At 55.5% G+C, this 14,738-nt stretch carries 15 protein-coding genes and 1 tRNA gene; 8 read left to right on the forward strand and 8 right to left on the reverse strand.

Going from position 1 to position 14,738, the window contains the following annotated elements:
• Positions 1-135 precede the first annotated feature (135 nt).
• The 4 genes from AC2FID_RS03525 (at position 136) to AC2FID_RS03540 (ending at position 3,365) form a co-directional block, all read left to right on the forward strand.
• A complete protein-coding gene (locus AC2FID_RS03525) occupies positions 136-489 on the forward strand; it encodes a hypothetical protein (RefSeq protein WP_496835428.1) in 354 nt (117 codons plus the stop codon).
• Positions 490-605: 116 nt separating this feature from the next.
• The gene (locus tag AC2FID_RS03530) at positions 606-1,616 is read left to right on the forward strand and encodes a branched-chain amino acid ABC transporter permease (RefSeq protein WP_282118420.1); all 1,011 of its coding nucleotides are present in this window, start codon (positions 606-608) and stop codon (positions 1,614-1,616) included.
• Positions 1,613-2,926: a branched-chain amino acid ABC transporter permease gene (locus AC2FID_RS03535; protein ID WP_496695516.1), complete on the forward strand. Its 1,314-nt coding sequence runs from the start codon at positions 1,613-1,615 to the stop codon at positions 2,924-2,926. Before AC2FID_RS03530 ends, AC2FID_RS03535 begins: the two co-directional genes overlap by 4 nt.
• A 187-nt stretch (positions 2,927-3,113) precedes the next feature.
• Positions 3,114-3,365: a hypothetical protein gene (locus tag AC2FID_RS03540; protein WP_282118418.1), complete on the forward strand. Its 252-nt coding sequence runs from the start codon at positions 3,114-3,116 to the stop codon at positions 3,363-3,365.
• A 42-nt stretch (positions 3,366-3,407) separates the two neighbouring features.
• On the opposite strand, the gene AC2FID_RS03545 is transcribed toward AC2FID_RS03540, so the two are convergent.
• A complete protein-coding gene (locus AC2FID_RS03545) occupies positions 3,408-4,949 on the reverse strand; it encodes a helicase HerA-like domain-containing protein (RefSeq protein ID WP_496835429.1) in 1,542 nt (513 codons plus the stop codon).
• A 432-nt stretch (positions 4,950-5,381) separates the two neighbouring features.
• Between AC2FID_RS03545 and AC2FID_RS03550 the strand changes: the two genes are divergently transcribed.
• Positions 5,382-5,990 (forward strand): invasion associated locus B family protein, encoded by a 609-nt coding sequence (locus tag AC2FID_RS03550; RefSeq protein ID WP_496835430.1) that lies wholly within the window; start codon positions 5,382-5,384, stop codon positions 5,988-5,990.
• A gap of 63 nt (positions 5,991-6,053) precedes the next feature.
• On the opposite strand, the gene AC2FID_RS03555 is transcribed toward AC2FID_RS03550, so the two are convergent.
• The 4 genes from AC2FID_RS03555 to AC2FID_RS03570 are packed head-to-tail and all read right to left on the reverse strand — an operon-like array spanning position 6,054 to position 10,293.
• Positions 6,054-7,262, reverse strand: a complete 1,209-nt coding sequence (locus AC2FID_RS03555) for a beta-ketoacyl-[acyl-carrier-protein] synthase family protein (RefSeq protein ID WP_282168295.1) — start codon at positions 7,260-7,262, stop codon at positions 6,054-6,056.
• Between the two features lie 9 nt (positions 7,263-7,271).
• Positions 7,272-7,529, reverse strand: a complete 258-nt coding sequence (locus AC2FID_RS03560) for an acyl carrier protein (RefSeq protein WP_058271604.1) — start codon at positions 7,527-7,529, stop codon at positions 7,272-7,274.
• A 32-nt stretch (positions 7,530-7,561) separates the two neighbouring features.
• Positions 7,562-8,653 (reverse strand): UDP-3-O-(3-hydroxymyristoyl)glucosamine N-acyltransferase, encoded by a 1,092-nt coding sequence (lpxD, locus tag AC2FID_RS03565; RefSeq protein WP_282118415.1) that lies wholly within the window; start codon positions 8,651-8,653, stop codon positions 7,562-7,564.
• A 35-nt stretch (positions 8,654-8,688) separates the two neighbouring features.
• On the reverse strand, positions 8,689-10,293 hold the full coding sequence (locus tag AC2FID_RS03570; RefSeq protein ID WP_496835431.1) for a L,D-transpeptidase family protein: 1,605 nt from the start codon (positions 10,291-10,293) through the stop codon (positions 8,689-8,691).
• Between the two features lie 354 nt (positions 10,294-10,647).
• Between AC2FID_RS03570 and mepK the strand changes: the two genes are divergently transcribed.
• Together mepK and AC2FID_RS03580 are read left to right on the forward strand one after the other, a co-directional pair.
• Positions 10,648-11,217: a peptidoglycan L,D-endopeptidase MepK gene (gene mepK / locus AC2FID_RS03575; RefSeq protein ID WP_113790634.1), complete on the forward strand. Its 570-nt coding sequence runs from the start codon at positions 10,648-10,650 to the stop codon at positions 11,215-11,217.
• A gap of 285 nt (positions 11,218-11,502) precedes the next feature.
• Positions 11,503-11,679 (forward strand): hypothetical protein, encoded by a 177-nt coding sequence (locus tag AC2FID_RS03580; RefSeq protein ID WP_282118413.1) that lies wholly within the window; start codon positions 11,503-11,505, stop codon positions 11,677-11,679.
• A gap of 83 nt (positions 11,680-11,762) precedes the next feature.
• On the opposite strand, the gene AC2FID_RS03585 is transcribed toward AC2FID_RS03580, so the two are convergent.
• Entirely contained in the window at positions 11,763-12,098 is a 336-nt protein-coding gene (locus tag AC2FID_RS03585) for a winged helix-turn-helix transcriptional regulator (protein WP_496835433.1), read from the reverse strand.
• Positions 12,099-12,172: 74 nt separating this feature from the next.
• On the opposite strand from AC2FID_RS03585, the gene AC2FID_RS03590 reads away from it, so the two are divergent.
• On the forward strand, positions 12,173-13,267 hold the full coding sequence (locus AC2FID_RS03590; protein ID WP_282118411.1) for an NAD(P)/FAD-dependent oxidoreductase: 1,095 nt from the start codon (positions 12,173-12,175) through the stop codon (positions 13,265-13,267).
• A gap of 101 nt (positions 13,268-13,368) precedes the next feature.
• Here the strand turns inward: AC2FID_RS03590 and AC2FID_RS03595 are convergent.
• Positions 13,369-13,445, reverse strand: a tRNA-Arg gene (locus AC2FID_RS03595).
• Between the two features lie 66 nt (positions 13,446-13,511).
• Positions 13,512-14,732 carry a cysteine desulfurase gene (locus AC2FID_RS03600; RefSeq protein WP_496835434.1) on the reverse strand — a complete coding sequence of 407 codons (1,221 nt, stop codon included), beginning with the start codon at positions 14,730-14,732 and terminating at the stop codon, positions 13,512-13,514.
• Positions 14,733-14,738 lie beyond the last annotated feature (6 nt).

The raw sequence follows: 14,738 nt of genomic DNA on the forward strand, positions 1-14,738 counted from the left end.
ACCTCTTTTTTTTCGTATGATATTGTCTAGGTCAGATGAGGGCGACACAGATAACCGCTCGCTCTTCACTCTCAACCACCCGCATTCCAGCAGAATCCCCAACATGGAAAGCGGAGCGAACCACCAAGGGACACCATGAAAAATCTGACTGCACTGACACTCGCCATTCTCGCCCCCTCATTTGGTTTGGCTGCTGGTTCCGGACCGCTAGACGGCGCTGATTTTGTCGTAACCTGCGTCTCGGACACCGATGGTAGTAGCGTTACTCTGGCCCGTTCGGGTGCGACTGATACCGGCTTCATCGTAACGGACACAATTCGGGGTGAGGCCAAGATTCTATCGGGTGTTAACTCGCTGACGTTTCTCCACATCATGGACAAAGACGTGGTCACTTTTGTCGTCGATTTCGACGACCTAAACTATGACATGTCCATCAAGGGGCAGCACACTGCAAACGACCGTGGCATTTGCGATGACCCCGTAAGCTGACAAAGCGATAACTCTCTCACATTCCGGCCCTTTCAGTCCAAAAAAGGGAGCGCAAATTGTTGTGTCTGACATAAGCGTCGTGCCATAAAGCCGCACCCGGACAGTGAGAAGAATTGATGGACTTACTAAACGCGCTTGTTGCGCTTTCGAACTTTGTGATCGTGCCTGCGGTTGCTTACGGCAGCCAGTTGGCTCTGGGGGCGCTGGGGGTCACGCTTATCTACGGCATCCTGCGGTTTTCGAATTTTGCCCATGGCGACACGATGGCCTTTGGCGCGATGATTGCCGTGCTGGTCACCTGGGGCCTGCAAGCCGCCGGAGTGAGTTTTGGCCCACTACCCACCGCGCTGCTGGCCCTGCCCTTTGCGATCCTGGGCTGTATCGTACTTGTTCTGATAACCGATCGGTTGGTCTATCGGTTCTATCGGGAGCAAAAGGCCAAACCGGTGATCCTTGTGATCGTCTCGATGGGCGTCATGTTCATCATGAACGGGCTTGTTCGCTTTGTCATCGGACCGGATGACCAAAGGTTTTCAGACGGCGCGCGATTTATCATATCCGCCCGTGACTTTAAGGCGATGACCGGATTACGTGAAGGGCTTGCGATCAAGACCTCTCAGGGCATCACTCTGGTAGTTGCCGTTATTGCGGTGGCGCTGCTGTTCTGGTTCCTCAACAAGACACGCACGGGCAAATCGATGCGAGCCTATTCCGATAACGAGGATCTGGCGCTGCTCTCGGGTATCAACCCCGAGCGCGTTGTGATGATCACCTGGATTATCGTGGCGGCATTGGCGACCACCGCTGGTGTTCTCTATGGGTTGGACAAAAGCTTTAAGCCGTTTGTCTATTTCCAACTTCTGCTGCCGATCTTCGCCTCGGCCATTGTCGGCGGTCTTGGCAACCCGCTGGGCGCCATCGCTGGCGGGTTCATTATCGCGTTTTCCGAGGTCACCGTAACTTATGCGTGGAAAAAGGTGCTGACTTACGTCGCGCCAGAAAGTCTGGCGCCTTCGGGACTAGTGCAATTCCTATCCACCGATTACAAATTCGCCGTCAGCTTTGCCATCTTGCTGATCGTGCTTCTGTTCAAGCCTACCGGCCTGTTTAAAGGGAAAGCGGTATGACCGAGTCTGTCAAAAACACGCTGCTTTTTGTTGTCGTTGGCGGCTTGATCCTGCTGACCGGTTTCACACAAAGCTGGAACTCCGCGATCCTGATCCTGAACATGGGGCTGATCTCTGCCATCATGGCGATTGGGGTGAACCTGCAGTGGGGATTTGCTGGCCTCTTTAATGTCGGTGTCATGGGTTTTGTGGCGCTGGGTGGTCTGGCTGTTGTGTTGGTATCGACCGCTCCAACACCCGGTGCGTGGTCTTCGGGCGGGTACGGCATCGTTCTTTCCTTGCTTTTGGGGGCTGCGACCGTTGTGGCGGCGGTGCTGGTGGCGACCCGGATGCCAAAGGGCCGCGCCCAAACCTTGACGATTGTCGCCATTCTTATTGTAGGATTCTTTGTTTACCGCGCGGTATTCGATCCCAGCGTGGCTGGTGTTGAAGCAATCGATCCGGCAGTTGCCGGCAACCTCGGCGGTTTGAACCTGCCGGTCCTTGTGGCCTGGCCTGCGGGTGGTCTGTTGGCTGCTGGTGCGGCGTGGCTGATCGGAAAAACGGCGCTGGGTCTCCGCTCGGACTACCTGGCAATTGCAACGCTTGGCATTGCCGAGATCATCATTGCGATCATGAAGAACGAAGACTGGCTGGCCCGGGGCGTCAAGAATGTCTACGGCATCCCGCGCCCTGCCCCCGTGGTAGGCTACGAGGTCGAACTGCAGAACGATCCCGGCTTTGTCGCGCGCGCCGATTGGTTCGGGTTGGACCCCGTCATCGCATCGACGCTTTCGGTCAAACTGGGCTATTCGCTGCTGTTCATGATCGTTCTGCTTGCTTTGCTGTGGATGGCGCAAATGGCGTTGAAAAGCCCGTGGGGCCGCATGATGCGCGCCATCCGCGACAATGAGGTCGCGGCAGAGGCTATGGGCAAAGATGTCACCCGCCGCCACCTGCAGATATTCGTGCTCGGCTCGGCCATCTGTGGCATCGCCGGTGCGATGATGACAACTCTGGACGGGCAACTTACGCCGGGCACATACAATCCGCTGCGGTTTACGTTCCTTGTCTGGGTGATGGTCATTGTGGGCGGTTCAGGCAACAATTTCGGTGCTGTTCTGGGCGCATTCCTGATCTGGTTCCTGTGGGTTCAGGTCGAACCAATGGGGTTGTGGTTCATGAGCCTGATCACATCGAGCATGCCAGATGGCAGCGCGCTCAAATCTCATTTGATCGACAGCGCCGCGCATATGCGGCTGTTCACCATGGGCCTAGTCCTGCTGATTGTTCTCAGGTTCAGTCCAAGGGGTCTGATTCCGGAAAAGTAAGATCACAATCCATCAATTCATGAAACCGCGCCACCTGACTGGTGCGGTTTCTTGATTTTGTGGAGTATACGGATTAGACGAATCCCAGTACCGCCTTGATCCAGCCGTCTTTTTGGCCACTATTTACGCTGAATTGACGCTTGGCCCGCGATCATTCGGGAAACATACGAGTATAAGAAGAGTGCACATGAATACTTCCTTCACTAAAATAGCCCTTATCGTCCCGCTGTTCGTAACGCTGGCCGGTTGTATTCCCTCACCGGAAGATCTGGAATCCACCCCGGTCAAGGTGCAGACGCCCAAGGGCGAAGTCACCTGCCAGCTATATCGTCAGGACCGTGTGACCTGGGATCGGGCGATCAACTTCCCGGCAACCAAGATGTCGGTTCCCGAGGCGGATGCCTACTGCCGCCAAGAAGGTCAGCGCCGTCTGAAGTAACAGAATGCGCGCCGGGTAGAAGGTTTCTGCCCGGCACAACCCTTATCTGGCTTTGAACAAACCGCCCAGAATGCCGCGGACAATGCGGCGTCCGGTTGTTCCTTTCAGTTCCTTGATCACGGCCTCGCTCATCGCGGTTGCGAACGTGTCTTTCTTACGCATCACGCGAGAGGATGACCGCCCGACCCGGCTGCCGGAATAGCGTCTTGCTGTCGCAAATTCACGCTCGGCCGTGGATTGTGTTTCCAACTGTTCTTCGGCTTCGGCCGCTGCTTGCGCTGCTGCATCTGCGCGGGACTGAAGGATTTCAAAGGCAGATTTCCGGTCCTTCAACTGCCCGTATTTCGCTTTCATCGCTGACGCATCCATAAGCGCTTTCCGCTCGGCCTTGGTGATTGGACCCAGTTGCGTTCCAGGCGGGCGGATCAGCGTGCGTTCTACGATCCCTGGCACGCCTTTTTTCTGCAACATCGAGGTCACGGCCTCACCGACACCAACCTCACGGATCGCCTCTTCGGTATCGAAGGCTGGGTTTTCACGATAGGTTTCTGCTGCAAGCCGCAGGTTCTTGCGATCCCGCGCCGTGAATGCGCGCAAGGCATGCTGCACCCGGTTGCCCAGCTGGCCAAGAATGTCTTCCGGAACGTCCGCCGGATTCTGCGAGATGAAATAGACACCCACCCCCTTGGAGCGAATGAGGCGGGCGACCTGTTCGACCTTGTCCACCAGAACCTTGGGCGCATCATCGAACAGCAAATGCGCTTCGTCGAAGAAGAACACCAGTTTAGGTTTGTCCGGGTCGCCAACTTCGGGCAGTTCTTCGAACAGCTCGCTTAGCAGCCACAGCAGGAATGTTGCGTACAGACGCGGTGACCCCATCAACTTGTCAGCGGCAAGGATGTTCACGACGCCCTGCCCGTTTTCATCCACGCGCATCAGATCGGGCAATTCCAGCGCGGGTTCACCAAACAGTTTGGTGCCGCCCTGGTTTTCCAGCACCAGCAGGCGGCGTTGAATGGCCCCGATCGAAGCGGTTGAGACATTGCCATAGCGCAAAGACAACTGAGCCCTATTTTCCCCAATCCAGACCAACAAGGACTGAAGGTCTTTGAGGTCCAGTAGCGGTAAGCCCTCTTCGTCTGCCACCCGGAACGCGATGTTCAGAATGCCCTCTTGTGCTTCGCTCAGATCCATCAGGCGCGACAGCAGCAGTGGTCCCATCTCGGTTACTGTTGTACGAACGGGATGTCCCTGTTGCCCGAACAGATCCCAGAACGTAACCGGGCACGCGCCATACGTATAATCGGCAAATCCGATCCGCTGGGCGCGATCCTGAAACGCCTGGTGAAGCTTGTGGCCTTCGCTCCCCGCCTTGGCCAGACCGGACAGGTCCCCTTTGACGTCAGACAGGAATACCGGAACACCGGCTTGGGAAAACCCCTCGGCCAGAATTTGCAGTGTCACCGTTTTACCTGTTCCCGTCGCCCCCGCGATCATGCCGTGACGGTTGGCATACTTCAGCGTCAGCGACTGCGGCTGGCTGTAGTCGTTGCCACCGCCGCCCAAGAATATGTTTTGGTCCATGAATGTAAGGCCTTATTTCCACCGATCTGCGGCCAGCATACAAAGTTAACCTTTAACTGCGAAAGTCTAATTGCTGCCCACGTCGCTAAGGTGACGGGGCGGCAATTTTCCTCCCTGTCGACTGACCGCGCCTTCGGGCGCGGTTTTTTTCACAAATCATGGCCGTTACATTAAAATTTCAGGTTTTCAGTTGACCGATGCCCCTGCCTTTCGTAACGTCTGCGCATAAATAAGTCGGCCAGTCCGACGGGGAGAAAATTTTTAGAAGGGAGCCGCTCCACCGGCTCCCTTTGTTCTTTTTGCCGTAGCGCTAGATTTCCGATAACCCGGCGAAAAACCGTTCACATGTTGAAATGACCCACCTTAGCCCCTGACAGTGTGGGACAAGGGTGATAGACGAGTGAAAAAGTCCAACATAAGACCGAGGCAATCATGATCAAGAACACCCTTTCAGTCAGCCTGGTGACCGCTTCTTTGTGGTGCGGAGTCGCATACGCTCAGGAAACGACGCAGGAAACCGAACAGCAACCCCAGACCTCGCAAACTCAGATCGGCAACGATCTGGACCTGGGTGAAGCCGGTCCGCGTAACGGCGAACAATACGTCAAGGAAGAAAAAGGCGACTGGGCGATCCTGTGCATCAAGACCGATGCCGACGAAGACCCCTGCGCGATGCGTCAGATCCTGACCGGCGAGCAAGGCCAGCCGATCGCGGAAATTACTCTGGAAAAATTGCCCGAGGGCGTGGCCGCGGTTGCCGGAGCAACTGTGGTTGTCCCGCTGGAAACGATGCTACAGGCGCAGCTGGCGCTTTCGATCGATGGTGCTCCGGGCAAGCGCTATGACTACCACCACTGTAACCCCGTTGGCTGTGTCGCGCAGATGGGCTTTACCGAGGGCGACGTGGAGGCAATGAAGGTCGGAACCAAAGCGACCTTGTCGCTTGTGTCGGTTCTCGCACCAAACCAACTGCTGCAACTTGAAGTATCGCTGTCAGGCTTTACAGCAGGTTTTGAAGGCTTGAAAGTTCTGCAGAACTGAGGTTTCGCTAAGCTAAAAACGCCGCCCGGATTTACCGGCGGCGTCTTTGTTTGAAATCAGCATTTATATGCGTTTTAGGGCTATTACCGCATTCAGCCCGCCAAAAGCAAAGGCGTTGCTCAGTGCTACGTCCACTTTCGCTTCGCGGGCTTCGTTTGGCACAACATCCAGCGCGCATTCGGGGTCCGGCTCTTCATAGCCGATGGTCGGAGCGATCACGCCATCCCGCAGTGCCATGATACAGGCCAGCAGTTCGACCGCGCCGGTGCCACCGATAAGGTGGCCGTGCATCGACTTTGTCGAAGAAATCATCAGCTCATCTGCATGGGGGCCAAAAACACCGGCCACGGCCGCGCATTCCGTCTTATCATTGGCCGCGGTGCCGGTTCCATGCGCGTTGATATATCCAACACTGTCCGCGCTTAACCCTGCATCCGCAAGCGCGCCCGACATGGCACGCGCAGCGCCCTGTTTGCTGGGCATGACAATGTCCGACGCATCTGACGACATCGCAAAACCCACGACCTCACACAGGATATCAGCCCCACGGGCGCGGGCGTGCTCGAATTCTTCGAACACGAAGACACCTGCGCCTTCGCCTTGCACCATGCCATTGCGATTCGCGCTGAACGGGCGGCAGGCGTCCTTGGACATGACACGCAGCCCTTCCCAGGCTTTGACACCACCAAAACACAACATCGACTCTGACCCACCGGTCAGCATCGCCGGAGCAGCACCGCTGCGTACCATCTGGAACGCCAGCGCCATTGCGTGGTTGGACGAGGCACAGGCCGTCGACACCGTAAAGCTGGGGCCCTTAAGGTTATGCTCCATCGAGACGTGACTGGCCGCCGCATTGTTCATCAGCTTGGGAACGACAAACGGGTGCACCCGGTTTTTGCCATCCTCGTAAACGGAACGGTAGTTGTCATCCCAGGTCGAAACGCCTCCACCAGCGGTTCCCAACACAACGCCCGAGCGGGCCGCGAGGTCACCGTGGAATTCGATCCCGGATTGATCAATTGCTTCTTTGGCCGCTGTCAGAGTGAATTGTGTGAACCGGTCATACAGGGTCATTTGCTGGCGGTTAAACCGCCCCTCGGCCTCGAACCCGCGGACCTGACCACCAATCTGAATGGCCAGTCTTTCAACATCGCGAAATTCAAGCGCAGAGATACCGCAGCGCCCTTCGCGCATAGCCTCTAACGTATCAGGCACCGAATGGCCCAGTGAATTGATTGTACCGGCCCCGGTGATAACGACGCGTTTCATAGGATTATGTCAGACCTTTTCCGACACCAGCTTTTGGATACCGGTGATGATGGCCGCGACATTCGAGATGTCGAAGTCGCTGGCGCTCGGCTCGTTTGCGTTGAACGGAATCGAGATATCGAACTCTTCCTCGATGGCAAAAATGCTCTCGACCAGTCCAAGGCTGTCGATACCCAGATCTTCGAGCGTGCTTTCGGGTGTCACATCCGACGGCTCCAGCACGGCCTGCTCTGCAATGATTGCGATGACGCGGTCGCTGATGCTCATGTCGATCCTCTAATTATCATGTTGTGGTTGATTTAATCGCTCGGAGGCTGTTTGGAAACAGCCTTTTTCAGCGCCTCAACGTCACGTGCCAATCTCGGCAGCCGGCGCTGCGCTTTGTAAATGTCTGTATGCGTTTCCATTTTGATGGCGGGATAGCCCATAACCACGCGCCCTTTGGGGACGTTGGATAGGATTTTTGTGCCCCCGCCCGCAATCACACCATCGCCGATAAAGATATTGTCCGACACTCCGGTCTGTCCGCCCAAAACAACGTTGTTTCCAATTTCAACTGATCCGGACACACCGGATTGCCCGCATAACAGGCAATCCTGCCCGACACGTGTGTTGTGCCCAATATGAACCTGGTTATCGAGCTTTGAGCCATCGCCGATGCGGGTGTTCCTGATGGTTCCATTGTCAATGGTGCAATTCGCACCGACTTCGACATCATCGCCAATCTCAACGGCACCCAAAGAATGAATGCGGAGCCAGCTTTGCGCCCGGGCTTCACCCTGATCGCCCATGGATTTGCGGGCGTTTTCCACGCCTGATACCTCGGGCGTCACAAAGCTGAAACCGTCACTGCCGATCCTAGCGCCGGGTTGCGCAATGAAACGATCACCGATCTGAGCCCTTGCTCCGATACTCACCATCTCGCGCAGAAACGCGTCGTCGCCCAGAACGGCATCCAGACCGATCACGCAATGTGGACCGATGACCGCATTCTTACCGATACACGCACCGGCACCAACAACCGCCAATGGGCCGATCGAGGCACCCTCGCCTATCTCCGCCGTTGGGTCGATTACGGCAGAGGGGTGAATGCCCGGCTGCACTCCTTGCCCGCGATCCAGCATTGCCGTGATACCCGCCATCGCCATGCGTGGACGCGGCACAAAAATCGCGGCCTCCAGCCCCAGAGCCTGCCAATCCGCACCTTCCCACAAAACGGCGGCGCGGGCGGCACCCGTGCTAAGCGCGTCCGCGTATTTCGGCGACATCGCCATTGCCAGGTCAGACGGCCGGGCATCGACCGGTTCTGCGGCGCGCTCTATAATAAGGCCAAGTTCACCCTGACAGTCCGCGCCCAAGGCTTCGGCGATTTGCTGAATAGTGTACTGCATGACGGGCTTCCCGAATTAAGGACCTGCCCCGGTGATTACCCCTGAACGTCCGGCAGGGCTACCCCTGCTTTCTGCAGAGCGTCCCAGATTTTCCGGTCCCGGTCATAGACATCGCGGCGGTACTGAACCTCACCTTTCGGACCGACATAGGCGGTGCGATAGATCAGATGTACCGGAACATGCTGTTCCAGCGGGACAGTCGTTTCCTTGCCGGACGCCAATATACGGTGGAAAAACGCCTTTGGGTCCTCTTCCTGTTTGGCCAAAAGTGCATAGGCAAACTCGAAGGGTTGCGCCAACCGGATACACCCGTGCGAGAACGCTCGCGTCTCACGTACAAACAGAGATTTCTGAGGCGTATCATGCAGATAGATGTTGTGCTTATTGGGGAACATGAACTTTACCAACCCCAGCGCGTTGCTTTTGCTGGGGGGCTGACGCATGGCAAACGGGAAGTTTCTTGTGTTGAACTGGGTGAAGTCAACCGCGCCCCGATTAACCAGACGACCGCTGCGATCCGTGATCTGGATGTGGCCAACGGCGTTCGGATTTGACTGCAGTTTTGGCAGATATTCCTTGGTGATGATCGAGCGCGGCACATACCAACTGGGGTTGATGACCATATGCTCCATCTCGTCCGAAAACTCCGGGCTGCGACGGTCATGCACGTTCTTGCCAATCACGGCGCGGGTCTCAAAGGTAATCCGGCCATCGTCCACGATCTTGGCCGAAAAGTCGGCCTGGTTGACCAGAATGTGCCGCTCACCCCGTTCACGCGGCAACCAGCGTTCGCGTTCCAGTGCAACATAAATGGCCTTCAAACGCTCGGACGCCGTGCGGTTAAGCTCGGTGATCGTGCCCTCACCGGCGACACCATCGGTGGCCAGACCGTGCGCCTGCTGGAAGTCTTTGACAGCAGCCAGCATTGCCTCATCGAATTCGGGACTTGCGGTCGGGCTTAGATACCCCATTGTAATCAGACGGTTACGAAGCTTAATTACATTAGATCCGGTATCGCCATATTCCAACTTACCCACAGGCACACCAGCACCCCAACCGCCTTGGTTGACCAATGCCTCAAGCGCGATCTTCTGTTTCATCAACGCGCGGTATTGGGTGGATTGCGGTGCAAGCAGATCGAAATACGCGTCACCCTCCGCAGTAAGCAGGCCCTGCAAATGGTCATTCGCCGACCGACGCGACACTGTGCGGACCAGCCCATCGTCAATCTGCGCAGGACGCAATGCGCCTGAATACAGATCACTTGCATAGCTGACAAACGCCTTGCTTAATTCGATTTCAACCGCACCCAAATCCCGCAGCGATCTGGCGTCCTGCATTTTTGATACGATCGACTGAACGTCAAAGCCCCCTTCGGGCAAGCCATGCAGGTTTGTTGAAGATAACGCCTTTATCAACCGCGCTCTGCGCGCTTCATGCTCAGGCGTGTCGCCCACCCATATTGGAACAAAGGCGTTGGTACGATAGAACTCTGCCAGACCTGAACCTGCAGGCGCAAACTCGGCCACAGCCATTTGAAATGCCGTTCCGGGTGCAGACTGGGCACTTGCCACAGAGGCAGACGCCGTAATGCAAGCGGCGAAGATAAGACTTTTAGGCAACCGATAAAGTGCTCGCATGGGATGACCTTGATTATTCAATACTTTGCGCGTTCTGAGGCGCGTTCCGAATGAATATGGTTTTCAGCTGGACGTTTTGTCCATTCACAAATACATCAATGCGAAGCATCCATCCGAGCCTGATGCGCGTTTGCATCGGCTGCGTTGCGCCAACGCCTAATTGCCTCAATACTATACCGATTTGCATCACCTGCGCAAAAAATCGCCGAAAATTCCCCCTTGAAAAGATGAATGTGAAAGATTTCTTGGCTGGCATTTCGTACTGTGTCATAAATCCCGCATCTGGGACGGGAAAAAATTAAGATCGCGCGCGTAACATCGTGTGCAGGCAGGAACAGTACGGGACGAAACGAAATGACCACGAGCAGTACATCGGGCTTGACCCGGCGTGCCCTATTGGGCGCATTCGCTGCAACAGCAGTTGTAGCAGCACCGACTTATTCCAATGCAGCAGGTTTTTTGCGCGGTGGCGGCGATATTCGCCGTATCCGTATGTATTCGGGCCGCACGGGCGAACGGCTTGATATGATATATTGGGTTGACGGAAAATACATCAAGGACGCTGTCAAAGAAGTGAACCACTTCATGCGCGACTGGCGTACTGATCAGGCCAAATCCATGGATCTGCGCACCATCGACATTATGGCAGCCTCTCATAATCTTCTGGACGTGAATGAGCCCTACACTCTTTTGTCCGGCTACCGCTCCCCCCAAACCAATGCAATGCTGCGGTCTCGTTCGCGTCGTGTGGCCAAGAACTCGCTGCACATGAAAGGCCAGGCTGCAGACTTGCGCCTGTCCTCCCGTTCCGTATCCCAGATGGCCAAAGCAGCCATGTCCTGTCGCGCTGGCGGTGTTGGCAAGTATCACCGCTCGAACTTCGTCCATATGGATTGCGGCGAGGTTCGCAGCTGGGGCGGCTAAAAGACACCCAAACTGTTTCTCAACGACGAGCGCCCTTGGGCGCTCTTTGTTTTTTGGACTACCAGCGTACATGTTTTGCCCGGATACGGGATCGCTGATTGCCGCGCTAACAGGACCGGAATTGGCTGCCGAATATGTGTTCTCACGGACTTGAAAACGTCATTCTTAGGTGAGCCAGCGCGCACTCCTCGCGAATTTTCATATAACATGATGAAAAATATCGCGATTTTATGAAGAGATTTTTTACGAGAAAGGAGTCATATTGCAGCGTTAGAGGAAAGATTAATGATTTCGATTGTCGCCAAAGTAATAGCTTTGTTCCTGCTGGTTGCCGCGCTTTATCTGGCATATTATGCCGGTTCGTTTCAGCAAGAACTCAAGGATACTGATAGACCGCCGCCGGTGGTTCTGTTTTCCATTGTAGTGGCCCTTGCCGCCTATCTGCTCTTAGTGCTGGTGTAATTGCTCCTGTCTGGCATCCTGGCTTCATTCCGAGCAATGGCGCCAGCACGCCTGCTATCGCGGTTTAGCTTACTGCAGTGCCATCATCTCGGATTGTGCAGCAGATCTGCGTTGCTCGCCGCCCAGTCATGCATGGCCTGCAGCAGAGGTATCAAGCTTTGCCCTAAAGGCGTCAGGCTGTATTCCACATGGGGCGGGATGGTTTTGAAGTCCTTGCGTGAAACAAAGCCCGCTTCTTGCAACTCACTTAGCTGGCGGGTCAGTGTCCGGTGCGTTATCCTGCCAAGGTTTCGCTGAAGCTGATTAAACCGCGAGGTTTCCTGGGCCAGCCAATAGACAATCAAAAGTTTCCACTTACCCGAAATCGCTTCGATCAAAGGCTCAATAAGGCAATTCTCTTTCGATTCGAGAGTTGTCATGACAGTATCCTAAATGACCGTACTTGTCGTTTTGATCATGTAATTCTAACTACTGCCCGGAACACCCAAATGCAATGAGGATTGGGATGAGCAAGAAGAAGGTAGTGATTGTTGGTGGCGGATATGTCGGCTTTGAAGTTGCCAAAGAATTGGATGGACATGCCGATGTCACACTGATCGAGCAACGCGAAGCTTTTGTGCAGCCGCCGGCGACAATCCGGGCGCTCTTGGATCCTGCTTTGCTGGATCAGATCGTTCTGCCGTATGATCGCTTGCTAAAGACCGGGCGGGTCGTGCGTGGCCGCGCTGTATCGGTGTCTCAAACCGAAGTGACCCTGGAAGATGGCAATGTCTATCCGGCTGACTTTATCGTCGTGGCCACAGGTTCGTCCTATGCAGCACCGTTCAAACCATCGGGCGACAGCATTGATGATTTTCGCCAGGCCAGCGCAGACGTCAGCGCGCAATTGGCAGCCGCGAAATCGGTGGCAATCGTCGGGGCTGGTGCTGTTGGCACAGAACTGGCGGGTGAAATTGCTGCGGCACGACCGGACAAGGACATCACTTTGATTTCGTCGGACGATACCCTTTTCCCGATGTACCCTGCTAGGTTTGGCAGCCAGATCAAACGCAAACTTGAACGCGCCGGTGTATCTGTCGTGCTTGATCAAAGAGTCGAGGATTTACAGCGCATGGACATGCCTTACACGGGTTCGGTGAAACTGACCGATGGTCGGGTTGTCTCCGTTGATCTGGTGTTTCCGGTCGTCGGATCAAAACCAAATACGACCTTGATCCAGACTATGCCTGGGGTGAACGCTGTACCATCCGGCCGGATCAAAACCGACAAGTGGATGCGCCCGTCAAATTTTCCGAATGTCTTCATTGCGGGCGACATCGCCGACATAGGAGACGGTATGACGATTGTCGCGATCACTAGGCAAAACCCATGGTTGATCAAGACATTGAAGCAGGTGTTGAAGGGACAAGCGGTCGAAGATCAAAAACCCTATGTGCCTTGGAAGAAGGCACCGATCCTCGTTCCGCTGGGACCTCATGTCGGCAATAGTTGGCTCTTTGCGACTGTTGGCGATTGGATCACCCGCAAGATGAAAGGAAAAGAGCTCTTTATCCCAAAGTATCGCAAGGCATTTGGTCTTTCACGATAGCAGAAGGTCTGAGCCGGTGCATTTCCCGGCCTAATCTATTGAAAGCCGAAGCGAAAGCGGGCAAAAACATAACCCAGCTGGCCGTAAGCCATTTAAAGTAATGGCGCACCTGAGAGGATTCGAACCTCTGGCCTCTGCCTTCGGAGGGCAGCGCTCTATCCAGCTGAGCTACAGGTGCCTTGGCCGTTAGCTAACCTTGATCCGATCCGGGTGCAACTGCAAATCTTTCCGGATCGGCCAGGTTTCACGCAAACAAATCGTGTGCCAATTCCAGCGCGTCGATCAGTATGTCGACCTCGTCCGTGGTGTTGTACAGACCAAAGCTTGCGCGGCAAGTCGCGGTGACACCGTAGAAATCCATAAGAGGACCAGCGCAGTGATGACCGGCACGGACAGCCACGCCTTTCTTGTCCAGAATGGTCGAGACATCATGCGCGTGCCCTGCCCCGTCCATCGTAAAGCTGAAGATCGCGGCCTTGTCCGGGCGTGTGCCCTGCACCTGCAACCAGTTCAGACCAGTCAGTCTCTGCATAGCATAGTCGCGCAACCCGGCCTCATGAGCGGCGATATTTTCCATCCCCATATCCATCATGTAATCCAGCGCAACACCCAGACCGATAGTTTGGACAATGCCGGGCGTTCCGGCCTCGAACTTCATTGGCGGGTCGTTGTAGATCACCTGGTCCTTGCTGACCTCTTTGATCATGTCGCCGCCACCGATAAAGGGGCGCATCTCGGCCATGCGTTCGGATTTGATGTAGATTGCACCTGACCCTGACGGGCCATAAAGCTTGTGGCCGGTGATTGCATAGAAATCGCAGCCGATATCGGCGACATTGACGGGCATGTGCACAGCGCCCTGGCTGCCATCGACCAGCACCGGAACGCCTTTCGCGTGCGCGCCTTCTGTGATCGCTTTGACGTCGACCACTGTGCCCAACACGTTCGAACACTGCGTTACTGCAACCAGCTTGGTCTTGGGACCGATCGCGTCGATCACGGCCTGCGGGTCAAGCCCTCCATCGGCGTCCACATCGACCCATTTCAGGACGACGCCCTGACGTTCGCGCAGAAAATGCCAGGGGACAATATTGGCGTGGTGTTCCATCACGCTCAGCACGATCTCATCTCCGGCCTCCATGCGCGGCATGGCCCAGCCATAGGCGACCAGGTTGATCCCCTCAGTCGTGCCCGAGTTCAAGACAATTTCATCCTCGTCCGCCGCGCCCAGAAAACGGGCGATGGTTCCGCGAACGGATTCGTATTTTTCGGTCGCCAGATTGGACAGGTAATGCAGGCCGCGGTGAACATTCGCGTATTCTTCGGAATATGCCCGTGTCACCGCATCAATCACGACCTGCGGTTTCTGCGCCGATGCGCCATTGTCCAGATAGGTCAACGGCTTGCCGTTCACTTCCCGAGACAGGATTGGAAAGTCTGAGCGGATTTTCTGCACGTCATACATGGTCTT

The organism is Ruegeria sp. CDSC068, assembly GCF_059610545.1.